Annotated in this window: 24 protein-coding genes; 14 read left to right on the plus strand and 10 right to left on the minus strand. The window is 58.1% G+C overall.

Annotated features, from left to right (window positions below; translation table 11 throughout):
• The first annotated feature begins 96 nt into the window (after positions 1–96).
• A complete protein-coding gene (locus ACWGXE_RS17685; protein ID WP_447599326.1) occupies positions 97–942 on the plus strand; it encodes a hypothetical protein in 846 nt (281 codons plus the stop codon).
• Here the strand turns inward: ACWGXE_RS17685 and ACWGXE_RS17690 are convergent.
• The 9 genes from ACWGXE_RS17690 to ACWGXE_RS17730 all read right to left on the minus strand — a co-directional run bounded on the left by ACWGXE_RS17690 (position 917) and on the right by ACWGXE_RS17730 (position 10,238).
• Positions 917–2,434 (minus strand): proteasome accessory factor PafA2 family protein, encoded by a 1,518-nt coding sequence (locus ACWGXE_RS17690; RefSeq protein WP_447599327.1) that lies wholly within the window; start codon positions 2,432–2,434, stop codon positions 917–919. The two genes, ACWGXE_RS17685 and ACWGXE_RS17690, sit on opposite strands and share 26 nt — an antisense overlap.
• Position 2,435: 1 nt before the next feature.
• A complete protein-coding gene (locus ACWGXE_RS17695; protein WP_447599328.1) occupies positions 2,436–3,275 on the minus strand; it encodes a hypothetical protein in 840 nt (279 codons plus the stop codon).
• Entirely contained in the window at positions 3,268–4,047 is a 780-nt protein-coding gene (locus tag ACWGXE_RS17700) for a proteasome subunit alpha (RefSeq protein WP_447599329.1), read from the minus strand. The genes ACWGXE_RS17695 and ACWGXE_RS17700 overlap by 8 nt, the downstream gene beginning before the upstream one ends.
• A 127-nt stretch (positions 4,048–4,174) precedes the next feature.
• Positions 4,175–4,366 carry a ubiquitin-like protein UBact gene (locus ACWGXE_RS17705; protein WP_447599330.1) on the minus strand — a complete coding sequence of 64 codons (192 nt, stop codon included), beginning with the start codon at positions 4,364–4,366 and terminating at the stop codon, positions 4,175–4,177.
• Between the two features lie 3 nt (positions 4,367–4,369).
• Positions 4,370–5,890, minus strand: a complete 1,521-nt coding sequence (locus tag ACWGXE_RS17710) for a proteasome accessory factor PafA2 family protein (RefSeq protein ID WP_447599331.1) — start codon at positions 5,888–5,890, stop codon at positions 4,370–4,372.
• A gap of 76 nt (positions 5,891–5,966) precedes the next feature.
• Positions 5,967–7,745, minus strand: coding sequence for an AAA family ATPase (locus tag ACWGXE_RS17715; protein WP_447599332.1), 1,779 nt, complete (start codon positions 7,743–7,745; stop codon positions 5,967–5,969).
• A gap of 88 nt (positions 7,746–7,833) precedes the next feature.
• Entirely contained in the window at positions 7,834–8,943 is a 1,110-nt protein-coding gene (locus ACWGXE_RS17720; RefSeq protein WP_447599333.1) for a S1C family serine protease, read from the minus strand.
• 20 nt (positions 8,944–8,963) lie between these two features.
• Positions 8,964–9,386: a secondary thiamine-phosphate synthase enzyme YjbQ gene (locus ACWGXE_RS17725; RefSeq protein ID WP_447599334.1), complete on the minus strand. Its 423-nt coding sequence runs from the start codon at positions 9,384–9,386 to the stop codon at positions 8,964–8,966.
• Positions 9,387–9,389: 3 nt separating this feature from the next.
• Positions 9,390–10,238 (minus strand): hypothetical protein, encoded by an 849-nt coding sequence (locus tag ACWGXE_RS17730; protein ID WP_447599335.1) that lies wholly within the window; start codon positions 10,236–10,238, stop codon positions 9,390–9,392.
• 190 nt (positions 10,239–10,428) lie between these two features.
• On the opposite strand from ACWGXE_RS17730, the gene ACWGXE_RS17735 reads away from it, so the two are divergent.
• The 5 genes from ACWGXE_RS17735 (at position 10,429) to ACWGXE_RS17755 (ending at position 16,576) form a co-directional block, all read left to right on the plus strand.
• Positions 10,429–11,052: a hypothetical protein gene (locus ACWGXE_RS17735; protein ID WP_447599336.1), complete on the plus strand. Its 624-nt coding sequence runs from the start codon at positions 10,429–10,431 to the stop codon at positions 11,050–11,052.
• On the plus strand, positions 11,049–11,483 hold the full coding sequence (locus tag ACWGXE_RS17740; protein ID WP_447599337.1) for an HIT family protein: 435 nt from the start codon (positions 11,049–11,051) through the stop codon (positions 11,481–11,483). The genes ACWGXE_RS17735 and ACWGXE_RS17740 overlap by 4 nt, the downstream gene beginning before the upstream one ends.
• Positions 11,484–11,527: 44 nt before the next feature.
• Complete coding sequence (locus tag ACWGXE_RS17745; protein WP_447599338.1) at positions 11,528–12,190, plus strand: hypothetical protein; 663 nt, start codon at positions 11,528–11,530, stop codon at positions 12,188–12,190.
• Positions 12,191–12,389: 199 nt separating this feature from the next.
• Positions 12,390–13,865 (plus strand): tetratricopeptide repeat protein, encoded by a 1,476-nt coding sequence (locus ACWGXE_RS17750; RefSeq protein ID WP_447599340.1) that lies wholly within the window; start codon positions 12,390–12,392, stop codon positions 13,863–13,865.
• Positions 13,866–13,879: 14 nt separating this feature from the next.
• On the plus strand, positions 13,880–16,576 hold the full coding sequence (locus ACWGXE_RS17755) for a sigma 54-interacting transcriptional regulator (protein WP_447599341.1): 2,697 nt from the start codon (positions 13,880–13,882) through the stop codon (positions 16,574–16,576).
• A gap of 232 nt (positions 16,577–16,808) precedes the next feature.
• Here ACWGXE_RS17755 and ACWGXE_RS17760 read toward each other — a convergent pair whose 3' ends face one another.
• Positions 16,809–17,051, minus strand: coding sequence for a hypothetical protein (locus tag ACWGXE_RS17760; protein ID WP_447599342.1), 243 nt, complete (start codon positions 17,049–17,051; stop codon positions 16,809–16,811).
• Between ACWGXE_RS17760 and ACWGXE_RS17765 the strand changes: the two genes are divergently transcribed.
• The 8 genes from ACWGXE_RS17765 (at position 17,030) to ACWGXE_RS17800 (ending at position 24,211) form a co-directional block, all read left to right on the plus strand.
• Positions 17,030–17,872 (plus strand): OmpA family protein, encoded by an 843-nt coding sequence (locus ACWGXE_RS17765; protein ID WP_447599343.1) that lies wholly within the window; start codon positions 17,030–17,032, stop codon positions 17,870–17,872. The genes ACWGXE_RS17760 and ACWGXE_RS17765 overlap by 22 nt on opposite strands.
• 221 nt (positions 17,873–18,093) lie before the next feature.
• Positions 18,094–18,549: a DoxX family protein gene (locus ACWGXE_RS17770; protein ID WP_447599344.1), complete on the plus strand. Its 456-nt coding sequence runs from the start codon at positions 18,094–18,096 to the stop codon at positions 18,547–18,549.
• A 95-nt stretch (positions 18,550–18,644) separates the two neighbouring features.
• Complete coding sequence (locus tag ACWGXE_RS17775; protein ID WP_447599345.1) at positions 18,645–19,037, plus strand: tetratricopeptide repeat protein; 393 nt, start codon at positions 18,645–18,647, stop codon at positions 19,035–19,037.
• Positions 19,038–19,042: 5 nt separating this feature from the next.
• Positions 19,043–19,810, plus strand: a complete 768-nt coding sequence (locus ACWGXE_RS17780; RefSeq protein WP_447599346.1) for a dioxygenase family protein — start codon at positions 19,043–19,045, stop codon at positions 19,808–19,810.
• Positions 19,807–20,616, plus strand: a complete 810-nt coding sequence (locus ACWGXE_RS17785) for an SDR family NAD(P)-dependent oxidoreductase (protein WP_447599347.1) — start codon at positions 19,807–19,809, stop codon at positions 20,614–20,616. Before ACWGXE_RS17780 ends, ACWGXE_RS17785 begins: the two co-directional genes overlap by 4 nt.
• Before the next feature lie 46 nt (positions 20,617–20,662).
• Complete coding sequence (locus ACWGXE_RS17790) at positions 20,663–22,498, plus strand: glycoside hydrolase family 15 protein (RefSeq protein WP_447599348.1); 1,836 nt, start codon at positions 20,663–20,665, stop codon at positions 22,496–22,498.
• Positions 22,499–22,736: 238 nt separating this feature from the next.
• Positions 22,737–23,255: a helix-turn-helix transcriptional regulator gene (locus ACWGXE_RS17795; protein WP_447599349.1), complete on the plus strand. Its 519-nt coding sequence runs from the start codon at positions 22,737–22,739 to the stop codon at positions 23,253–23,255.
• The gene (locus ACWGXE_RS17800) at positions 23,252–24,211 is read left to right on the plus strand and encodes a TonB family protein (protein WP_447599350.1); all 960 of its coding nucleotides are present in this window, start codon (positions 23,252–23,254) and stop codon (positions 24,209–24,211) included. The genes ACWGXE_RS17795 and ACWGXE_RS17800 overlap by 4 nt, the downstream gene beginning before the upstream one ends.
• Positions 24,212–24,522 lie beyond the last annotated feature (311 nt).

Raw genomic sequence — 24,522 nt, forward strand, 5'->3', positions numbered from 1 at the left:
TATCTTGGACGGCACGACCGCCTGATGACTCTTCGCCGATTCACCACGTGCATGACCACATGTTTCTTGCTCTGGCACGCCGCGGATTCGATGCACGTGGATTCGACCGCCACCTATGGATTGGAAAAATATGGACGGCCCCTTCCATCGATGGAGCGGGCCGATGAAGAGGAACGCGAAGAAGAGGAAACGCTGTTCGGCGGGTATCTTTTGACCGCCGCATTCGTCGATAATCCGACTTTCGCCGCGAGGCCCGACAATACCGGCTTGGTCGGCCTGCGGCATATGCTGCATGTGGAGACGGATTTATATAAACAGTATTTGACTTTCTACACCGACCAGAATTTCTTCTCGGACCGGACCGACGGCTGGATCAAGCTGTCCGAATGGGACAGCACGGTGGCCTTTACCGGCCTGATTGATCGATTTAGTTGGCGCCTCCAATACGAGCGGGACGCCCCCATTGACCGCAGCGGGATCAAGCAATCCTATGCCGATGTCCTGGTTACCGGACGGTTCCAGGCCGTTCAGGATTCCGCCTGGTGGCGACGCACCTTCCCGAATCAGAATCTCACGGCCTATGCCGGCGGCGGCTGGCTGTTTTACAATAGCCGCTATTTCGCCCGTCCGGACAATACGGGACGCGCGCTGTTCCGCTATGTCGGTCACGCAGACTTGGATCTGTATAAGAACAGGCTCGTGCTCTATGGCGACGTCAATTTTTTTACGGATCGCGAGGCCAGCAACCCGGTCGGCCCGACGGAGCTGGATTGGATCGTCGGAATTGCGGTACGGTGGCGCGATACGGAATTGGCCGTCTACCGGGAAGAGGATCGGCCGCTCGACCGGGGGGGCTTGATCCAAAAGTACGTCGCTGTGCAACTGCGCTTTTCGTTCGATGTCCCGAAACGGGCGGTCAAAGCCCTTGCGTCCGGCTTCTAGCCTCGTCGCTCTTGAGACATTCGGCGATATGGCGCCGCACCTCCGCGGCATAGGTCCTAAAGGGATCCGGCATGGGAAACGGCTCACCCCCGCGGATCTGGAACACGGACCAATTGATGATATAGGCGGGAGGCCGCTGCCATTGCTCCCGCACGGGTGAGTCCGACTCAGCGGCCAGCAAATGGCGGATGAGCTCCGCTCGACCGAAGGCGCGGGTATTTCTCGGCGGATTGGTCTGGGCCATTTCCACAGCTTTGCCGGTCGTCACGCGAAGAGCCCGCCCTTCCTCTTCAAGACCGAAGTAAAGTCCGCGTTGCGGGTCAAGATTATGATATTCGAGATCCAGGCTTTTTAGAACGGGATCATCCCAGGAAAGGTCTTTCTCCTCCGCGCGAAAGGTCTCCAGTAGCCAGAGCTTGGACGCCCAATCTACCCGTCCCACCAGTTTCGTATAATCGCCCGTGAGGTCACGCAGGACAGAGTCCCACTCGTGAAGCACCCAATCGGTCTCTTCGTCCTGCCCCTGATAATGCCGCCGTGCCGCGCCCAAGAACGCGACCTGGATGTCGATCGCCGACATGCTCCTTCCCGACTCCAAGGTGACGATCCATTTCCGTTCCGGATCGCGCGAGACCTCGCGCAACGTTTCGACCGGTTCACTGAGCGCCAGATCCTTTGGCGCATGACCGTCTTCGATCAGTTGCAACACCAGGCCGGTTGTCCCCATTTTCAGCGCGGTGGCATACTCCGCCATATTGGAATCGCCGCAGAGGAGATGAATGCGGCGATATTGATTCGGATCGGCGAGCGGTTCATCCCGCGTGTTGACAATGGAGCGGTTATGCTGCACCCATTCGAAGAAATCGTTGACGATGAAGTCCGCCCGTTGCGAAAGCTGGAAGGCCAGGCGCGTCCGGTCCGGCGCATCGCGCAGCCCCGGGCGATGCAGGATCAAGCCGCCGACCTGCACCCATTCATTCGGATCACTAGCCACTCCTACACGCCCAGCGCCGGTGAAGATCTGCCTGGTGACGAGGAACGACACCAACGGAGCCAGCCCGCGGCGGGAAAACGGAAATCTCCTCGAGACGAGGTAATTCTCATGCGACCCAAACGTCGCGTCCGTCTCGTGATCCACATTGTTCTTGATCAAGTGAACGCTCTCAGCGAGACCGAGGTCTTCCAAGGCGCCTTGTAGAATACGATCGCCCGCCCGGTCCGCGGCGACGAGATCGATCAAGGTCGCGCACTCGGGAGAGGCATATTCGAGGTGACCCATATCAAGGTAAATCCGTCCCGCATTAGCCAGGAATCCCCCGTTTCCCGGCGGTTCATCATGCCCCCGATGGTGCCGATCGAGAACGCCCCGCCGCTGGATATGAAAAATATGATCGCGCAGGCGGTGGGCCAAGGAGGATGGAGTCTGGTCCGGACGGTCTTCATTGATGAGGAGGCCGTACTCGGTTTCCAGCCCGAAAATCCGGTTCAGCATGTCATGTCCTGACGGCGGGAAGAAGATCTGATGGGAGCAATCCGGCGAGTTCTGCTGACTTCAGCGGACGGTATTTTGAGGAACCGGGCAGACTATGCCCAAGGATCGCGCATTCCAGAGTCATCTCAGTTCCGATCGTGCGTAGATGTTCGCGCAACGCAGCAGGGTCCGGCGCAACGGTGGACTTTTGTGAGCCGGATTCTTCCGTGATGGAGGTCTGCGCCGGCATAGCGGAATCCGGTTTCTCTTCACGCTGAACCAACGACCCGACGGCCCAGGTCAGAAGAGACGTGGACAGGGTTTGGGCAAGCGAGGCCCGTTGAGGATCGGCCTCTTGCTTCAAGAACGTGCGCATGGAGGCTTGTGCATCATCCGAGGCGGCCAGAACCGCCCAGCTAGACGTCTCCTCGAAGGTCCCGTCGTAATTGATAGTAAGAAAGGCATCGCGCCCGGCCTTTACGCCGAGTTCGGCCAACAGAATCTTCACGATGAACGGCGCCTTATAAATTTCCTCGAACGCCTGCTTGATTATCGGAGCCAATCCGTTCTTCATCAACCTGGCTCCCGTTACATCGGAAGGCGACCGATTAAATCCCTCCACGTGAGCCATTTCCAGAAGAGTGAACCGCAGCTTTTCAAGATCGGCCGGATGCCCCATCCCGGCAAAAGCCAGCCGGTCGTAGATCTCATATAGTTTCGGCGTCCCGCGGCTGAATGTCACAAGGACGATGCCCTCTGCATAGGAGGCCGCCACGACAGGACTGCCCTTGCGAAATTGCTCATCCAGATAGTGGCGCCGATTGCCGACCGCTTCGACCCACCGGTACGGTTCTTCATACATGGCGGCTTACCTGCTCCTCGAACAATGACTTCAGCCGTTGCTCTTCCACTCTCGACACCCCATTGCTTGTAATGACTTTGACGACCGGATACAGATTGGCTTCGCGATTGATCCCTCCCGTCGCCGAATCGAACTCCGCCGCGCTCGCCAGCAGCCGGAGGGCCTGCGCGGTCGCTTCATCGACGGTTTGAGCGCTCAGCGGTTTGGGGCCCCAGGTGTTGAGGTAATGTAGAATACCTCGGATCACGGGTGACCCGGACCCCGATACCGCATATTCCACCGCTTCGAATTCTGCGCCGAGGATATCATAGAAGAAAATCTTGGCCGCTTCCTGATCAGGGTCATACCCGGCGAAAATGGGTGCGACAGCGCCGGTTCCCGCCAGCGCCGCGGCTACATTGTCCTTGAGTAACTTGGACACGGCGCGTAATTTCCCTTCGAAACTGAGTTCCTGCAGTTGGGTACGCCGATAATATTTGAACGAATGTTCCAGCACCCGCACCATCTCATAGGCGGTCGCGGGCACCCCGGCAATCGCCATGACACTGTATCGATCGATCTCCAGCACCTTATCCGTGCGGTCATACATGACCATGTTGCCGGCCGTGGCCCGGCGATCACCGGCCACCAACACACCATCCGCGTATCTCATGGCGAGAATCGTGGTGCCGAGCATGATGTCGGACCGCATGGAAGCTGCATTGTCGCCGGCATGGGCCGCGCCGAATTGATAGCCCTGCTCTTTGAGCAATTGAAGAAAATCACCCTGCATCCCCATCCCCGGCACCCCCAGTGCTGAATGTTAAATGCTGAATTATGACTAGGGCAGGAACTGTATCCGCTTAATCAGCTATTCAGGTCAATTCAGAATTCAGCATTCACAATTCATAATTAATCGGTTACTGCCCGGTTCGTTGTCGATATCGCTCCGCCTGCTTGGGATCGACTTTGCGCATCCTCTTGAGAAGATTGTCCTTATCCGGCGAGCCGGTCTCAGGCCGTCTTGGCCCAGTCTCCTCCTTTTGATCGGGAGGGCGAGTGATCGGATCGAACGGCGCTTCCTTGCGTTCCCATGTGATCAGGTGGTTCATAAATCATCGTCCTTTCGTATTGTTCCATCGAACCAATGCTTCGGACGGGGTGGCCGCTGCGGACAAAATATCGGTCAATGTCTTGACCCGTTCAGGCTCAAACAAATCGGTCATCTCCAACGTCCTAGGCAAGAAACCCCCGTTGAATTTGATGCGTTCCCATTGCACCGATGTGATGTGATCCGGGAAACGCCGGATGCAAAGCCCGCGAATGCCGCCGCGTGTATCGCTCGGTCCGGCCGCCATGGCCGCTTCAATATCCGCCTCGGCGGTCAATCTCCACGCGCGTCCATCACTTTCGAGACCCAGAAACAGCCCTCGGTCAGGATCGAGATTGTGATACTCGAGATCCAGACTGGTCAACCAGGGATCATCCCATCCCACCTGTTCGGCTTCGGCAAACGTTTCAAGCAGCCAGAATTTGGTGACCCAATCGATGCGCCCGATCAATTGCGACCGGTCCGCCTCCAGAACGCGAAGCACCTGATCCCATTCACGTAGCACCCAGGCTCTGTCGCCTTCTCCGGGGCCGAATCGGCGGCCAGCCGCTTCGCAGTAGAGACGTTGGAGTTCCAGCGCGGACATGGTCCGGCCGTCCTGCAAACGGACGCGCGCGGTCAACGAGGAATCACGCGAGATCGTTTTGACGGCCGCAACCGGGTTCTCCAACGCCACGGCCGGGGCCTGCCCCGATTCGATCAAATCCAATACAAGCGCCGTCGTCCCGACCTTCAGCGCCGTCGCGTACTCGCATAGGTTGGCATCCCCGATGATCAGATGGAGCCGGCGGTACCGACGCCGATCGGCGTGCGGCTCGTCTCGGGTGTTGAGGATCGGACGATTGTGCATGGTATCGACGCTCATCGGAGTCTCAATGAAATCGGCGCGCTGCGACAATTGGTACAGGCCCGGCTGGAACGCCCCTTCCTGCGCTTCGACACCCAGTTTTCCTGCCCCGGCAAACACCTGCCGTGTCACGAGAAACGGAATCAGCCCGGAGGCCAGCGTGTCGAACGGCACCGATCGCCGCATCAAGTAGTTATCGTGGCAGCCGTAGCTGTGCCCGTGAAAGTCGGTGTTATTCTTGTACAGCTGCACGTGAGGCCCGCCGAGCGAACGATTGCGCCGTTGGGCCGCTCGAAAGAGGAGGCGCTCTCCCGCCCGGTCATGCGCCACCAGATCCCGCAGTGTGCGGCATTCGGGAGTCGAATATTCCGGATGCGTATGATCATTGTAGAACCGCGCGCCGTTTGCCAGCACCAAGTCGCTCTTCATCTCATGGAATGAGAACGGCCGATGCGCGTCCATTTCGGCGAATTGATCTTCTTCCTTGTCCTGTTGCAATCCGGTGACCCGAAACCCACGCGCGTCTTCATGCGGATCCTCGCCGCTATAATCCCAGCGCCGTTCAAATGCGGCCGTAAGGTGGGCGCGGACCAGTTCCATTGATTCGACCACCGGGTCGATGGAGTCCAAATCACTCCGCGTAATGCCGTATTCGGTTTCGAGACCAAAGAGACTCATACCGATCTACTATTTGCCCATTTCCTTCATTGCACCATTCATCAATGCTGCAATGGATTTAGGATACAATCGCGTATCAAATGATCTGCCCGACCAATCGCTCTTCCGCCTGTCGCCCGCGCCGGAACGAGGAGATTCCCACGACCTGTTCCGGGTGATGGTCCAGCAATTTCAGCCATTCTTCGGCCGCATCGTCGGGAGGCAGGACCTCGCCCTCGCGGTATTCATCATTGACGGCATCCAAGAGATCGTCGCTCCTGATGCCCGGATCGGCAATCGATCCGTGGAGGGTCCTTTCAATGGCCTTTTCTTTTGCCCGGCGGACGATCGCGGCCAAGATCGCTCCGCTCACCATATCGCCTCGATAGAGGACCTTCGTATGGCCGCTGCGCAGGCGCACGGCCAGCAACCGATTCGCGTCGGTTCGTGAAAAGAGGTGGGTAACGACCTGCTCAACCAACTGATCGCGAGCGGCAACCTCGTCCCTTCCCCCTTGCTCATCGGCAGGCGGGGTACCGTACGGCAAATCCGGCGTCAAATAGACCTTCAGGATCTCGGCGGCTGCCTCACGGTCGGGACGGGCCACCTTGATCTTTCGATCGATGCGGCCCGGTCGCAGAACAGCAGGATCAATGAGATCGGGCCGGTTGGATGCCAGGATAATGACCACATCCCGAAGGGAATCGATTCCATCCATTTCGGCACAGAACATGGGCACTAATGTATTATTGATATTGAACGATCGCATGGAACGTCTCGTCCCCAAGATCGATTCGGCTTCATCGATAAAAATGAACGGCAACGCTCCGTCCCGCCGGCGGGCCCTGGCCTGGGCAAACAGATCTCGCACGATCCGTTCGGATTCCCCTACCCACATGTTCAGGATTTCAGGCCCCTTCACATGCAGGAATGCGCCGGTCGACACGGGAGGTGTGCCCGGCGAATCGCTCCGCGATTCGCCGGCGGTCTCCTGCATGACCAGTTGAGACAGGCTTGCGGCAGCGGCCTGACCGATCAACGTCTTGCCGCAACCGGGCGGGCCATAGAGAAGAAAGCCTTTCGGCTGCGTAAACTGATAGCGCTTGAATGTCTCCCCGTGCAACAGAGGATATTCGATGGCCTTTCGAATGGCATCGATCGCGGGCTTCTGGCCCCCGATTTGGTTCCAGGTTACGGTCGGGACCTCGTCAAGCAGATGTGCGCGGGCCTTGCGATCCTCGCATTTCTCAATGGCGATCCGATGAGTGGGATCAATCCGTATTTCATCGCCCGGTTTAAGGTCCACGGACGTCAAATCACTCGACCGGGGCAAAATCATTGCCTGACGCCCCATGTCCTGTTCAAATCGCAACCGGCCATCCGGCAACAACTCGGCGACCTTGAGCACGGGCCCGCTTCGGTCATACCCGAGCGTGCGGATCAGGGCGAACGCCTCGTTCACGAGAATCTGTGTCCCGATTTTGAGATCGTCGGAGACCACGCGGGGATCAACATTCGTATAGTATTCGGCACCGCCGACGACGATGCGCGCGAGCCCCTCCGCCGGCACATCCAACAACATGCCGATACGATTGGCGGGCGCAGTCAGCTTGGCCACCACATCGTTCAATTTCTTAAATTCGCTATCTCGTTGCTGATGCGCCGCCGATTGGGCCAGGAGCAGATGCCTCAGCTTATAGAGTAATTTCTGTCTGGGATCATCGTCCGGAAAGGCGGCCAGGCATGCGTCGATTAATTCCAATGGATCCGGGTTGGTATGAGCAGCGGGGCCCTTGGCGCTGTTCGAAGCCCGGCTATATTTGCCTTCGTCCGTATTGTTGTCGGAACCTTCCGACAGAGTTCGGTGATCACTCATGGCATGTCCTCCGACCGTTGAATCGTGATCTTAACACACGCGTCAGGCCGACTGCTGCCTCGATGCATCGGTGGCGCGATTCACGGCGTCAATTTACCGCCTGTAGAATCACACGCACCTGTTGTCGTCGATTGGCGCGAAGATAATCCACGGTCACCGTATCCCCCACTTTATGCTGTTCCATCACGTCCATCAGGTCATCGATCGTTTCGATCGTCTTTCCATCCACCGCAACGATGATATCGCCCAATTCGATGCGTCCCATCCCTGCTTCCCGAGCCCCGCGAAGTCCCGCCCGTTCGGCGCCGCTGCCCCGGCTGACTTTGCCGATCACGAGCCCTCGCACTCCCCACCGCCGAGCCATGGCATCCGGTACGAGCGAAATCCCGAGGCCGGGCCGAATGAGCTTGCCGTGCTTGATGAGTTCGGGAACAATTCGAGCGACCGTATCCACCGGCACCGCGAAGCCGATGCCTGCGAAGGCGCCGCTGGGACTCACGATCTGTGTATTGACCCCAATCAGTCGTCCGATCCCATCAAGCAGCGGCCCCCCCGAGTTGCCGGGATTGATGGCCGCATCCGTCTGGATGACTCCTTCGATCGTGCGGTTGCTCATGGATCGGATGGTCCGACCCAACGCACTCACGACCCCGGTGGTCAAGGTATGGTCCAACCCGAACGGGTTACCGATTGCCAGCACTTTCTGGCCGACCCGCAACGATTGCGAGTTGCCGATGGTCACGGGCTGCAACGAGCTCTCCGGCGCTCGAATACGGAGAACGGCTAAATCGTGATCTGGATCCGCTCCGACAACCGTGGCCTTGTATTCTGTTCGATCAGACAAGGTCACCGTAATCGCGTCCGCCTGGTAGACGACATGGAAATTGGTCACGACATGGCCGGTCTTGTCCCAGACAAAACCGGTGCCGGATCCCTGCGGCACCTCGAGGACATTGAAAGACCAAGGATCGCGCTGCATCGCCGTATTGGCGATGAAGACCACAGAGCGAGCCGCCTTTTCAAAGACCGTGATCGTCGCCTGCTCTTCCGGCGAGAGGTCGGTCGGCTCGGCCAGCGGGAGCCGGCCCTTTCCATCGCACCCGTTGTAGGCCAGGGCCCAAGCGGACTGGCAGACCAGGCTCGCGATGAGAGAGAGCACGATCCGGCGCCGGCGGATAATGTGGAGTGTCGGCCACATACTTATCAGCGGTCCGTTCCTTACTCGCCGATGATCTGAATCACCAAGTCACGTGTGCGGGGGCGGGTATCGAAATCCAGAATGACGATCTGCTGCCAGGTTCCCAGCGTCATGGAGCCGTCGGAAAACGGGATCGTCAATGATTGACCTTGCACTTGCCCGCGCAGATGACTGTGTCCGTTGTCCTCGCCTGGATTGCGTTGATTATGCTGCCAACCGGGGTCAGCGGGGATCAATCGGTGCCAGAGAGTCTTCGTATCGGCTCTGATCCCCGGCTCGTCTTCGATAATGAGCACCGATGCGGTCGTGTGTTTGATGAAAATGGTGACGATGCCGGCAAGGAGGCCGGTGGACGCCAAGGCTTGCCGGATCGGCTCGCTGATGTTTTCAAACTGCGTATCGCCCGGCATCGGCACGCGCAAGGGAACACTAATGACCGCCATCCCTCAACTCTCCTTCTTACTCGTACGGCTGAGCCACAACCGTTCCCGCCGGGAGAGAGGCATGCCGCGCGCCTCTGCGAGGATCTGATCAAACTCGCCTTCAGACGCCAACTGCTGCAAGCTCTTTACCACCGACCGGCTGAGAAGCCCCTCACGCTGCAATTTCTTCAGATAGGCAAACGCCTCGGGCAAGGTTTCCTTCACCCGGACATAGTAATCACGGCCCCGCCGTTGGTTACTGTAGGCTTCGAACTGTTCGCAGGCGACCAGCACCTCCGCCAACTGCTTCACCCAAGATTTGGCTCGAACGAGCTTTTCCGGATAGTAATAGTACAACATCACCTGCTTCATCCAGGGAGACCAGACCACGCCTAACTCGGCCAATCGCGGCCGCACCTGGCGCAATCGTCTGGCAAGCCGACGGGCATACCCTAAGCGCATTTCGACTTGCTCGCAGGCCCAGAGATCCATGGTGATCCCGGCTGCCTCCAGGTCCTTCCGGAATCGGGCGAGAAAGGCCTCGGTTTCTCGGCCGTACGTCGTTCCCGGATAGGCCGCCCGCCATTCACGCGGCCTGGTCGGGATACCCCGCTCCTTGGCCCACGACCAAATATGCCCGAACAACCGGCGGTCCAGGCCGGCTCGACCGAGGTCATGCAAGAGGCAGGCGATCTGATACCGTTCGACAAGCGCCGGCGCATACCCGAGCCGTTGCGCGACCGCTGCACACATCCGGGCAGTACGGACCGCATGAGGCCTGTCATACCCACGAATGACCCTGCTACGGCGGCGGGGATCGGGCACATCGTACAATTGAAGTAGTTGCTTGGCGAATAGGCGAGAGATGAGCAACGGAGCCCGCCGAACGGAACCAGGTGACATGGAAACAGATAGACCCCTTCAACAAGCGCGATCGGACGCGGTCAGGATATAGTCCGTAAAAACGGACTGTCAAGACGATGACGTGCTGAGGCTCGCGGTCTCGATGTGACTCTGCTATTCTGGGGCACGCGAACCATTCGGGTAAGGGAGGAACACGTCCATGCGCATGCCTGGTTCGGGGCTGTCCTGTTTCGCGGCACTGCTCTTGATCATCACATGGGTCGGGCCATCCACCGGTCTCGCCACTTCACTGGACCAACTTTCCGACCTGACCGGCAAAGCCACCGCTATTGTCACCCTGAAAGGCCGCGACAATTTCACCAGTGAGTATCGTTACGACGTCAGCGTGAGAAACAATTCGAGCGATTCGTTCATCGCCGATTCCCTTGTGCTCGTCCTCGATAAGGTGACGAACCTTGCTGGGGAAGACCGGGAACCGCTGAAGAACGAATCCTTCCTGCAGCGGTTTGAGGTGCTGGATCAGGACGGAGAGACAGACGATGGGAAACCGTTCTTTCGGGTTCCGACCGGAAGCAGCCCGGATTTGGGGCCCCACAGCGATAGCCGCGCAGCCACGGTCCGCTTGCGCAATAGGGACTATGTGGCAGTATTTACTCCGTCGTTTCGGGTCCTCGGACTGAAACGGCCACCCGCCAAGCCGAAACCGCCAGAGCCGCCGCCGCAGATCAGCGAGAACACCAACGCCATCGATAAGCTGCTCCAACTTCTGATCAAGAAGGGTGTCATTACCGACGAAGAAGCTAGGAGCTTGAAGCGGCCATGAGCGGGGCTCCCTGCAAGGCCTGTTCTGGTGAATGGCCGCGAGAGGACCACTTCATCGCCGATTGCGGCACGACAATAGCGTACCTGCATGAGGATCAGTTTTTTCGAGGCTGGACCGTGCTGGTGCTGAAGCGGCATGCCACGGAACTCTTTCACTTGTCTCGTGATGAGCGAGCCGGTCTCATTGAGGAAGTCGCCTTCGTGGCGAGCCGGCTCGGGGAAGAATTTCAACCGATCAAGATCAATTATGAACTGTTGGGGAACCAGTTGCCCCATATTCATTGGCATCTCATTCCCCGGCTTGCCGATGATCCGGCCCCGCTGGAACCGGTGTGGCGGATTGCTCACGAACCGCGACCGTTTTCCACGAGCGACCGTGAGGCGCTGGCGGCTCGTCTCCGAGTCCGATTCTCCGGCGCAGACTTCCAATAGCGTCAGACCTGGTCGCGCGCTCTCTTTCGAACGATCACCCTCACATGGACGCACACGACTCGTCATTCTCTCTCCTCCGTCTCCCGAAATCATTGTTGATGTCCCTGCTCTGGGCTCTGCTGTTTCATATGTTCGGCTTAACCGCTCTTCTGACGTTGTCGGCCGGTTTCTATTTGAAAACCGTTTGGAATCAAAGCATCTGGTTGATCATCGGCGGCTGGTCCATGTTGATCCTCTACGTCTTGACCGGGCTCGGAGGTGGCATTGCGGCAGGCCTGCTGTTCGCGGCGCATCGCGTCGTGGATGCCGTCGAGTCCGCCCTTCACGCGGGACTTCGCCGGTTGCCCGCGCTGACAGAGACTGCCGTGGATTCACCGTCGCTTGATGAGGCTGACGCGCGCTATACAGACCTCGTGAACCGCGTTCTCAATCAGACATTGGGCTATCTTCCGCTACCGGCTTGGCTCCAACGATTGATCCGCGTTTCGGTTCATGACGCCATCGTCACCGATTTCATCGCCGTGTGCCGCAAACGAGGGCTGACTCGAATTCCCCCGCAGGAATTTCGAAATTGGGCCCTCGCAAAGGGCGCGACGTTCGCGCTCTCAACCGTTCATGATCAGATTGCTGTCTGGCAGTATGCCGTTTTCGGCCTCGCGGGATTCCTGGCGGGCGGGGCTTTGCTGTTGGCGTATCTCGCCTCGTAGCCGGCTCGCGATCAACACTTTTAAAAGACTTTTTTATTCGCTGGGGATACCTGCGACGTATGGACGCTTTCCAATCACGCCACATCATTCGGTACGATCACGAAGATTGGACAGGTGAGAAGAAGCTCAAGTTTTCAATATAATCTATGCTATATATGCATGGTTTAGGGAAAACTGTTCAGGAGGGATTGAGTCGTTCATGTCGAAACCGGTAGGCCCAATATCAGCCTGTATCGTCCTTCTGCTCTCTCTATTGACTTTGACTATGGCGTCCGCTGAGGAGGCACTGCCTTTAATCCCTCACGATGATGGAATTACCGAAGAACGCTTGCAGGGTGAATCCCGGCCATCGCCGGAACTGCAGCCGGTGCCGGAAATTCAACAGTCTGCGGAACCGGCCCCCGTGCCGGGACCAGCGCCGTCTGACGGGGCAGAGGCGGCGCCGGGGCCTGAGTCTCTGTCCGGAGCGGCGACAACACCGGGGCAAGAGGCCTCTTCGAAACCCGAGCCAATGCCGGGCTCAGAGGCGTCGCCCGACAACGCCTCTGCGCCGGCCGAGACACTCGAACCTGCTGCCGCTCAGGAACCGGCTTCCCCGCCGAACAGTCTCGATGAGCTCGCTCGCTTGCGGAACGCGCTCCATGTGGACCCCGACGGGCAGGAACCGCGCTTGAAGTTGGCGAACCTCCTCTACCAGATGGGTGATTCTGAAGCGGCGATTGATGAATATCGCACGCTGTTACGTTTTCATCCGGATGCGGCCTTGGGTCATCTGGGCTTGGGGATTGCGCTCATGGCCAAGCAGGAATGGAAAACCGCCTTGGGCGAGTTGCAGGAGGCGGCGCGTTTGGATCCGGGTCTGGTGCAGCCTCACTTTAGCATGGGGACGATTCACTATACCCGCGGAAGTCCGCTGGCGGCGGCAAAGTCCTATCGAGAAGCGCTTCGGTTGAAACCGGATTTCGCCGAAGCCCATTATCGTCTCGGGCTGGTCCTTAAAATGGCGGGGCAGGACAAGGTAGCGGTTCAGGAATTCGAAACGGCCGCGCTGAGCGGCATCGCCAAGGCGCAACTCTTCCTCGGCAACGCATATAGGTCGGGATACGGCGTGGAAAAGAGCCAAGTCATGGCTATCACCTGGTGGTCGCGCGCGTTCGAGCAGGGCTTGCCGGAGGCGGCGCAGGCATTGGCGCAGCTCCGCCGCCTCGCCACAGTGCGACAAACCACGCCGACGAAACAGGCAAAGGCCGCGGCTGAATCGTTTCAGGAATTCTGTAATCAACTATGGCTCGATTTTCCCGATCTGGAGCGCGAGCACGCCGACGATACCGTCGGCGTGACGCTGCTCAAGCACGGGCGTACGGGCGAAGCGCTGCCTGTCTTGCTCCGCGAAGCCTATGCGTTGAATGAACGGTCTCACGCGGAACTCGTTCGACTCTATGAGGAAGGTCTGGACGGACAGCTTCCCAAGCATGGACAATGGATTCTGACATTCCTTGAATCAACCGCCGCGGACGGCGCGCGGACTTCCCGTGTCGCGCTGGCGAGGATTTATGGACTGGGGCTCGGCGTCGAACCGGATATGGCCAAAGCCAAAGGGTTTCTGAAGGGGCTGCCCAAAGACGAAGCAAAGGCTCTGCTCGACGATATTACGGCGGTTGCTTCCCAATCCTGAAACACGTTCCAACCATGGCGCTGGCTGGTCGCCTCTTCTTTACGTATCGATGGGTCCAAGCCGCCGTCATCAGTCTCGCGGCGGTTTCGATCGCGTGGTCGGTATGGTGGTTCGCCCCCTCTGCATTCAGCACCCTCGAGCGCGGCTGGTACGACGCCTGGCTCAAGAACCGGCGACCCCTTGAAGCGAGCCCGCGCTTGCTCGTCGTGGTACGAGATGCGGAGAGCGAGCAAGTGTTCGGCAGCGGGCTTTGGGATCGCGCCGTCATCGCACGAGCGGTGTCGGCGCTGCAAGAGGCCGGCGCCCGGGCAATCGGCATCGATATACCCCTCAATCGGCCGAGTCCGCCCTCTCAAGGCGGCGCCGCCAGCGATGCGTTGTTGCTCGAAGCGGTCCGCTCCGCCGGTTCGGTCGTCTATCCGGAACCCGAGTATTCCTTTCTCGACATCCAACATCCGCCTACGTTCTTTTCACAAGATACCGGCGAATCGCCTCCGGCACACATGATTGCGACGGAAGATCCTGATCGGATCGTACGGCGAATTCCACTGTTCGTTGAAGCGGGGCCCAGGAGGATTCCAGCCTTCGCAGTGGAACTTGCCGCGAAGTTCCGGAGTCTGGAGCCGCATGGAGACCAGACCCGTTATATCCCGACGGACCGTACGGGTCGTCTCCTGGTTAACTTCGCGGGGCGGGGTTCAATTCAAGCCTTCCAGCTCATCACCTTTGCTGAACTCCGGCAGCAACTTGAGGATACACGCGATGAGAAATTGGAGAAGCGCGTCAAGGACAATGTCATCATCCTTCTGACCCGTCCGCCGAGCCTTCCCGCCTACTCCTCACCGTTCGGTTTTGCGATGTCGGCCGAGTTAATGCACATTCACGCCTTGGATACGATCCTGACAGGACGTTGGATCCATGAAGTGCCCGCCTTCCCGCAGTTTCTCATCGCGGTCCTGTTCTCCCTCGTGCTGGCATGGACCGTTTTCAATGGACCGGGGCTGAAGCGGGCCGCGGTCGCAGTCGGCGGCATTGTCATCTATGTCACGACGGTCGTCATGGCGCTTATTACCGTCCAACTGGTCTTGCCCTTGACCATTCCCCTGACCGCCGCGGCCTTCGTGATCCTCAGCGGGATCTTCCTTGAACAGATTGTTTCGGCTCGAAGGATCTCCTTGATGGAAGACAACATGCTTCGCATTCAGCAAGAACTGGTGTCCGTCCGAGAGGCGCTCGTGTGCCGTGAAAATGCCGTGGATGCACTTGAAGAAGATTTGGACTCGGCACGTCTTGTCGCCGCCTCGTCGGCCGACCGACACAAGGAGTTACTCAATACGACACACGAACTACGGCTTCACATGGCGGAAGCGCAGCAACAGGAGGATGTCGCCCGCCGGCGGGTGGAAGAATTGGAACGGGAATTGAGCACCGTACGAACCGCAGCCATCAGCCCGCTACCCCTCGGCGATGTGGAGCTGGACCAGTTGCGGCAGGAATGCGAGGACCTCGGAATTGTAAGCGGTCACCCCCGCATCCTGAAGATGTTTCGGGATCTCAAAAAGGGGGCGCGGTCCGGTGTCACCGTGTTGATCACCGGGGAGCCGGGCACCGGCAAAGAGCTCTTTGCGCGGGCGGTGCATCGCTTGAGTCCAAGAGCGAACAAGCCCTTCATCGCCGTCAACATGGCGGCCATCTCGCCGGAACTCTTCGAAAGCGAACTATTCGGCCATGTTCGGGGGAGTTTTACCGGAGCCCTCGCGGATCGGAAGGGGTACTTTGAGCTGGCCCATCAGGGAACCATCTTCCTGGACGAAATCGGCGATCTTCGACTTGACCATCAAAGCAAGCTGCTGCGTGTGCTGCAGGACCGGACTTTCTACCGCGTCGGGGCGACGAATTCCACGACCGTCGACGTGCGCATCGTCGCCGCCACGAACAAGGATCTCCAGCGCGGCGTCTCGGAAGGTTGGTTCCGAGAAGATCTGTATTTCCGATTGAAGGGACTGGTGCTGCACTTGCCTCCATTGGAACAGCGTCCGGACGACATCCCGTTGCTGGCCACAGCCTGTTTGGAGGAAATCTCCAGACAGACACAGAGAGGCAGGATGGAGTTGTCTGAAGAGGCGGTGGCGACCCTGAAACAGCACCAATGGAAAGGAAATATCCGGGAACTTCGCCATTGTCTGGAGCAGGCGGCGGCTCTCTGCGACGGGGCCATTATCACCGCCGACGATCTCAGACTTGAACGCGACGCGTCTCCGATTCCAGTCGCAGGGTTGGAACCGGCACTCTTACCGGACCCGGCCGGGGATGCAGCGGTGTTGAATCTGCTCCGCCGTCACACGTTTGATATGCAAGCCACCGCCAAGGCCTTGGGATGGGACCGCAGCACCGTCACTCAGCGTCTCAAAGGCCTCTGTTTTCAAGCCTTGCTGGAATCCGGCGGCGATCAAGGCAAAGCGGCGTCAACCTTGGCGGGGGACCCCGCGCTATTGCGCACGGTCGAGCTGAAACTCATGGACTACTATGGCCACCTCATGGGAACGATCCAACGGTTCGCCACCGCGGAGGAAGCTCTGCTCGACTGCAAACGGCGGTTCAAAAACCTGCCGGAACGGCATTTCAAATCGGTTGAGGCCCTAGTGCGGAGACACTTTGAGCAGAAGGCGGAGTCAATCGACTGGGAAAACAATTCCCGGCTTAGCCAATAAAAAGACGTCGCAGTGAGCTGTCGACATAGTCAAATTATTTGTTGCTCTCGTGGAAGCCCGCGCTCCTGCGCCTTCGGAGCGGCCCTTTAGCAACCTACCGGGCGGAATCTTCCGAAATTCCCGTACCCGATGCAAGTTCTCTGCAGCCCTCTCCATGCGCTTCCATGCGGGGCCAGCCCCGCACGCCATGCGGGTCCCCGCAGGCCTCTCTCATTCCTCGCATCGGATTAAATCAGCTAACTCCTTGTTCTTCTTTTGTTTTGTCATGTTTTGCTGAGGGTTCCTTCTTGGCCTCGGCCTTGCTCAACGCACCGAGCGACGCAGCGGATTGGCAAGGAAGGAGGTGAGCATCCGGCAGGCCAAAGCCGCGGCATAAACGGTCTTCACGCGAACCATCGACCGAAGAACCACAGGCCGATTCCACCCGGCCGTAGTCAAGAAGGAGAAACACCCATGCAGAAAGTACCGGCAGCATCTGTCAGCTCAGGACAAACGGCTCCCACGATTATGGGGCCAGACAAAGACTTCAAGGAGATTTATGTCGTCAGCGGCTTAGTCTTGTTCCTCGCCGTCGTCGTCGCCGCATTCTGGTACTCCTCGCAGTCGGATGAGATTCAAAATGATCGGTCTGCAGACGCCCTCAATGGCGCCCACATCTCGCAAGTTATCAAGAATCAAACCGATCCAATGCCGATCAGCGCGCCGGCCCCCGCGATTCATGTGGAAGCAGCTCCGTTGGCTGGCCGAGCCTCGGATGTCGTCCACGACGATATCTTCTTCGAAATCGGGCGGAAGGGGTTGACGGATGACGGCAAGGCGGCCTTGCTACGGCATGCGGAGCTTCTGAAAAACGAGCCGGATTGGGGCGTCCTGTTGCAAGGCTACACCGACCAGCAGGGCTCCACGAGCTACAACAAGGTCTTGGGACTTAAGCGGGCGGAAACCGTCAAGCGACAACTGGTGGATCTAGGAGTCCCCGAGGGCTCGATCCGCACTGTCAGCCTTGGTGAGGAGGGCGCCTTGTGCAGAGATACCAGCGACATCTGCCGCCGGATGAACCGGCGGGTTCACTTGGAATTGCGCCGCATCGGCAGTGAACACATGATCATTCCGGCCATCGCGCCTCCTGTCCTCGCTCCGGTGCTCACTGATCCCCAAGCTTTCATTGAGCCCGGGACGCAAGCCGGAGAAGACCTTGGGACCGGAGCCGGTCCACTCGAATCGACGACTTCGTTGCCGGAGCCGGACGCCGCTCTCATGATAGAAGAGAGCACTGTTCCAACCTCGGCTCAGTGATGCAAGCAATCGGAGCCCGCGTGAGGACGTACAGGCTTCATGCGGGCTCTTACGCCAAGCCCTCGCCTGTTCGGATTTGCCGTCCCCTGGTTCGCTTGACTAGGGGGTTACCGAGTTTAGCAGCTACAGCTATACGTCTATGACTAGAAAAAGTCGGATCGAACTCCAAAACAACCGCTTCCGATTATCAACACAATAGACGCCGGCACGGGAGGTGTACTATGACGCTTTACGACCATCCCTATTCGACGCTCATCGGGCGCATCCTTCTGGGCTCAATCTTCCTCTTGTCCGGCATCAACAAAATAGCGGACCCAACTGGGACACAGGGCTATATGGTGGCGATGGGAATGACCTGGGCGACCATGCTCTTCTATCTCGGCGCCGTCATCATCGAAGTCGGGGGCGGGCTTTCGTTGTGGCTGGGTTATTGGACCAGAATCGGGGCGGCGGTGCTGATCGGGTTTATGATCCCAACGACCCTGATTTTCCATACCAACTTCGGAGACCCCAACCAGATGATTCACTTCATGAAGAATCTGGCCATGACTGGCGGGCTGCTTTACCTTGCTACGTATGGTCCCGGTCCATTAAGCCTCGATCGACGCTTGTTTGGGCAAGCCGGAATCGAAGCCGATCAAGATTCTTTACGCATGCGCCGCAGGGCGAGCGCCTGATCCCGACAAATCGACTCGCTTTGACCTGCGGATCTCGTTATGATCGCTCGGCAGGGTCGCAACCGGTCCATTTGCCAACCACAAGGAGGATGTTCATGCGCCAAGCCCATACATCTATGGTGACATTCGTGCTCGCATTGTTCTGTACCGGAATGTTCGGTGTCTCCATATCCGCCGCGGACATGAACATGAAAAAGACTGCGCCGGCCTTAAAGACAGCGGCCGGTTCCAAGGCCGAGATGCACAATAACGAAGGCATCGAGCACTACAACCAGGAACATTGGGACGTCGCCAAGAAGCATTTCATGGAGGCGGTCAAGAGCGATCCTTCGTCTGCCGAGGCCCATTATAATCTGGCGCTGGCGCTGGATAAGTCCGGTGACCATAAAACCGCGATCGAACATTTCCACAAGGCGAAAGAGCTCGGAAAGGATAATCCGGATATTCAACAATCAGAAATCCTTCAAGCACATCTGAAGAAACACTAAATCTGATGGGACACGCAGCCGGCACGGGGCGGCAGTGGCCTCGACTGCCGCCCGCGTCGCTCGATTGGGCTCAAGCCATCGGCGCGATAATCATCGGAATCATTATGGCGCCGATGGCCGGCCTGGGGGCACCGGATGAAACGGCGCCCGGAGTGTGTGGCGCCACACCGAGACAGACGGAAGGCCCTTATTATCCGCCGGCACTGCAACGCGAGAGCCAGCTCGACCGGGACAATGACCTCACCGAGGTCGCAGGGCAGCCAGGACAGGCAAGCGGACAGACGGTGTACGTCACCGGTCAAATTCGTGATAGCCATTGCCGCCCACTCGCCGGGGCGGTGGTGGAGATTTGGCAGGCGTCGGCGAACGGACGGTATCGGCATCCGGATGAAAGCAAGAATCCAAGGCCGCTCGATCCGGCCTTTCAATATTGGGGCACGGATCGTACCGGCACCGACGGCGGCTATCGATTTAAGACCATTAAACCTGGTCCTTACTCAATCGGGCGGGATCGCATGAGACCGTCCCATATTCATTTCAAGGTCACGCATCCGTCTGTGGACGAGTTCATCACACAAATGTATTTCGTTGGGGACCCGCATCAGGATGCGGACCGTATCCTGAACGGTATTCCTGCAGGTGAGCGAGGACGCGTCATCATCGCGCCTGATCCGACGGATCAGGCACGGGACAAGGAGGCGTTGCTCTGCAGATTTGACATCACGGTTCCACTTCAATCTCAAACCGGCAAGAGCCGCCCCGGCGATCGATGAAACTGGAAGGCAAAGTCGCCATCGTGACCGGCAGCGGACAGGGAATCGGTCGCTGTATCGCCCTGCGGTTTGCTCAGGAGGGCGCGCGTGTCGCCATCAATTATCCCTACAGCTCGGCCAAAGCGCTGGAAGTGTTGCATGAGATCGATCCATCGGCGCACCGAGCCGTCACGATTCAAGCGGATGTGACTATCCTAGAGGATACGCGACGGCTGATCCAAGAAACACTGGATCATTTCGGACAGCTCGATATCGTCGTGAACAACGCAGGAATTGAACGAAAGGCTCCCTTTTGGCAGGTCACGGAACAAGACTACGACGCCGTCATGGACGTGAACGTCAAAGGTCTCTTTTTCGTCTCCCAGGCGGCGGTCAAATACTGGATCGACGCCAAACGACCGGGCAAGATCATCAACATCAGCTCGGTCCACGAAGAGATTCCGTTTCCTTCGTTCGCCTCGTATTGCGCGAGCAAGGGCGCGGTCCGCATGTTGACGCGGAATTTGGCGGTGGAACTGGGCCCGTTCGGCATCACGGTGAATGCCATCGCTCCCGGTGCGATCCAGACCCCGATCAATAGGGAATTGTTGAACAACCCGAAGGAAATGTCCGCCTTGATCGAACAGATTCCGCTCGGCCGTCTCGGGCACACAGACGATGTAGCGGGAGTCGCCGCCTTTTTAGCTTCCTCCGACGCCGACTATGTCACCGGTTCGACGTATTTCGTCGACGGAGGCCTCACCTGGCATTACGAAGAGCAGTCGGGTTCCGAAACCGGCTATCAATCCGCCAAGCCGCCGCGCTAGACTCACGTACTCCATATCAGTCGGAATACGGGACCCTCGATACACTATGGCGTACCAGCCCATCGAACATTACGGGATCATCGGCAATATGCGGACGACCGCGCTGGTTGGGCGCGACGGCAGCATCGATTGGTTCTGTTTCCCCCATTTCGACTCGCCCAGCGTCTTTGCGGCCATTCTCGACGATCGCAGAGGAGGCCGTTTTCGTATTGCGCCGGTGAACGATCAGATCACTAATAAACAATTTTATTGGCCGGATACAAACCTCTTGATTACGCGCTTTTTATCACCGGACGGCATCGGGGAAATTGAAGACTTCATGCCGGCCGGACCCGCCACCACCCCGGACTGGCATCATCAATTGATTCGCCGGATCCGCGTGGTGCGCGGGCGCTTGACGTTCCGACTCCAATGCCATCCCGCATTCAACTATGCCAGAACTCCGCACGAGACTCATATCACCGGGCACGGAGCTGGGTTCTACACACCTGGGCTCAACCTTGGCCTGGCCACCGCCTTGCCACTCAAGAAAGACGACCGCGGCGTATCATGCGAATTCACGCTGCAACAAGGAGAAACCGCGGTCTGTGTCCTGCGCGAAATTACCGGCGGCCAAGACTGCGGGTCGGTGGTGTCTGACGACCAGGCGCAGGTCCTATTCGAATCGACGGTGCGCTTCTGGCGCGATTGGCTGTCACATTGCCAATACAGCGGCCGCTGGCGGGAAATGGTGGCCCGCTCCGCGCTCGTATTGAAACTGATGACCTTCGAACCCACAGGAGCGATCGTGGCCGCACCGACGTGCAGCCTTCCGGAGGAAATCGGCGGCGTACGCAATTGGGATTATCGCTACACCTGGATCAGAGACTCCGCCTTCACCCTCTATGGGTTGCTCCGCATCGGCTTCACCCGAGAAGCAGCCGCCTTCATGGATTGGCTGGACAAACGGTCGCATCAGCCGAGCGATGCGGACGGCCCACTTCAGATCGTCTATGGCATCGACGGACGGACGGATTTGACCGAACACGTTCTGGACCATCTGGAGGGATACAAGGGCTCAGGACCGGTCCGGATCGGCAACGGGGCATACCGCCATCTCCAGCTTGATATTTACGGCGAGCTCTTGGACTCCATTTATCTCTACAATAAATATGGGAGCCCGATCTCGTTCGACACGTGGAAACATGTCCGCGGGTTATTGGACTGGCTCTGCGACAATTGGAATCGACCAGACGAAGGAATTTGGGAAGTGCGCGGCGGGAGGCGGCATTTCGTCTATTCCCGGCTGATGTCCTGGGTCGCGATGGATCGCGGCCTGCGTTTGGCCGGAAAGCGTTCGTTTCCTGCCAATCATTCCCGCTGGTTGGCGGTTCGCGATGAGATTTACGAAGAGATCATGGCCAAAGGCTGGAACGACCAACGACAGGCTTTCGTCCAATATTATGGCGGCGACTCGCTGGATGCGTCGAACCTCATTATGCCCCTGGTCTTTTTTCTGGCCCCCACGGATCCGCGCATGCTGAAAACTCTGGCGGCCATTAATCGGCCGCTGGCCGAGGGTGGGTTGGCGTCCGATGGGTTGGTGTATCGCTACGATGCCGCGAAAGGGATGGATGGCCTCCACGGGACTGAGGGCACGTTCAACATGTGCACATTCTGGCTGGTCGAAGCTCTGACCCGCGCGGGACGGGTCGATCGCCGGAAAGTCTACGAGGCGCAACTGTTGTTCGAACGCATGCTCGGGTATGCGAATCATCTCGGACTCTATGCCGAAGAAACCGGCCACAGCGGAGAAGCGCTTGGAAACTTTCCGCAAGCTTTTACCCACCTGACCTTGATTAGCGCCGCCTTCAATCTCGACCGCGCGCTCGACAATAAGTAGTAGCGGCTCCGTCCATCGACGCTCGCCATTTCCCGTGGCAGGGTTTCATGTCATATTGATGCCGCTGATCATTTCAATGATTGACAAAGATATCGTTACTATGATATTGAGAACCATACTCAACTAGACAGTAATCCGCCGCCGTATTAAGCAGAGGCCCGAGGAAGTACATTCCCAGAGCCCACGATCAATTCTGATCGTGGGCTTTTTTGTTGAACTCAAGGAAGGAACGATGGTCATGGCTCACCTGGCAACCGTTGAGATGCCCCTATCAAGAATTTCCCGTATCGGCATGGACGGCAATAAAAAACTCGGGCCATCCCTCCGCCACGACGTCGAGAAATCGGAACAGTTTCGTTTCACAATCTTGAGGCCCACAACTACGGACTGTGTCGGCTCAGGTCGCACCGCTCAGATGACACAGCCGTTGACCGAACGGATCCGAGGCTTTGTCGAAGACAATCTGAAAAACCGCGTCACCCTCAAAGAACTCGCGAGCTTTCTCGGGTATTCGGAAAAATACAGTTCCGAATTCTTTCAGCTTCACATGGGCATGTGCTTCTCGCAGTACGTCAAGCACCTCCGCATTATGACAGCCGCGCGTATGCTCACCAAAGACGGCGGATCGGTCACGCACATTGCCGAGGCACTCGGATTCAGCGATTCCTTCGCGTTTAGTCACTTCTTCAAACGCGCGGTTGGCTGTTCGCCGACCACGTTTCGCAAACAACAACTGACTCTTGCCGGCGTGAGATGAAAATCGGCAGCCATCGCCGCGGGGACGTCTGCGGATGGTCATTCTCGATACTAATTCACGCGATCAGTTTCGGGACCGCCATCGTCGTTGCGGCGGAGTTTTCACAACTCCCCCGGCCAAACCTGTTCCAGTGGGATGTCTCGCTCGTCGCGGCTCTTCGACCCGAACCGATCGTATCGGACAGTCCTTTGGTGTCCCACGCAAGCCCGATCTCTCCCTCCATCGCGGCCGACTCCCACAGTTCGAAGCGGACCGTTTACGGCCCGGCCCCTTATTCCTATCACAAGAGTGACAAAGCGGCCCCTACGGCCGATTCGAATATCCCGGTCCTGAATGACGGAACGGAAAACACGACATTGGCCGACCCCATCAATCAAGCCTCGGCGCTTCAAGGCTCGGACAGCTCTCCCATTGTCTCCGAGCCGGCGACGGAAGAACGTCCTGCCGTACCCGCAAGTAATTCTTCCGAGCAGAATGCCGACACAGTTCCGGCTGACCTCGCCAGCCTTCCCGTTTCAGATGGAACGCCCGATGAATTGCCTCCACCGGAAATGCGGGAATCAGAACAGATTGCGCCCGTATCAGATCCGGCGATACGGGAACCTGAGCGATTAGCTTTTCGGCCAACTCCTCAGTTCCGAGATCCAGTTGTTTCAAAGCCTCTCCGCCCGGACTACGGCTGGCTTGCGGATATCCTGTTCGACAAGGTGCAACAGATGAAGCGCTATCCCTATCTTGCAAGGAATAATCGTTGGCAGGGAAATGTTGTGTTGCAAGCAGTCATCACCGAGGACGGCCGGGTCGAAAACATCCTAATCGTGCAGAGCTCAGGGCATTCGATGCTGGATCAAGATGCCGTTGCGCTCCTCGAACGAGTGTCTCCTGTCAGGCTCAACCACCCCCTTGGACAGCCGGAAGTCATCGTGCAAATTCCTATCGGTTATCGACTGGAGTGAATCTGTCAATGCCAAACAATCAGACCATGCCCTGGCTCACTGCTTTTGAGCATCAGCATGGCCATCTGCTCCGCTTCTTTACTCGCAAACTCGGGTGTCGCCATCTTGCGGCCGATTGTACTCAAGACACGTTTGTGCATCTGGCACGCATCACGCTATCGATGTCCCTTCAGAATCCACGGGCCTTCCTTTTTTAGAGTGGCCGCCGCCAACCTGGCGATAGACTACCTGCGGAAAGCCAGGACGCGCGGGATCGTCTTCTGCTCGGATCCTCCACCGGAGGAAGCGGCAAGAATGGCTCCATCAGCTGA

The organism is Nitrospira sp. Nam80 (assembly GCF_965152575.1).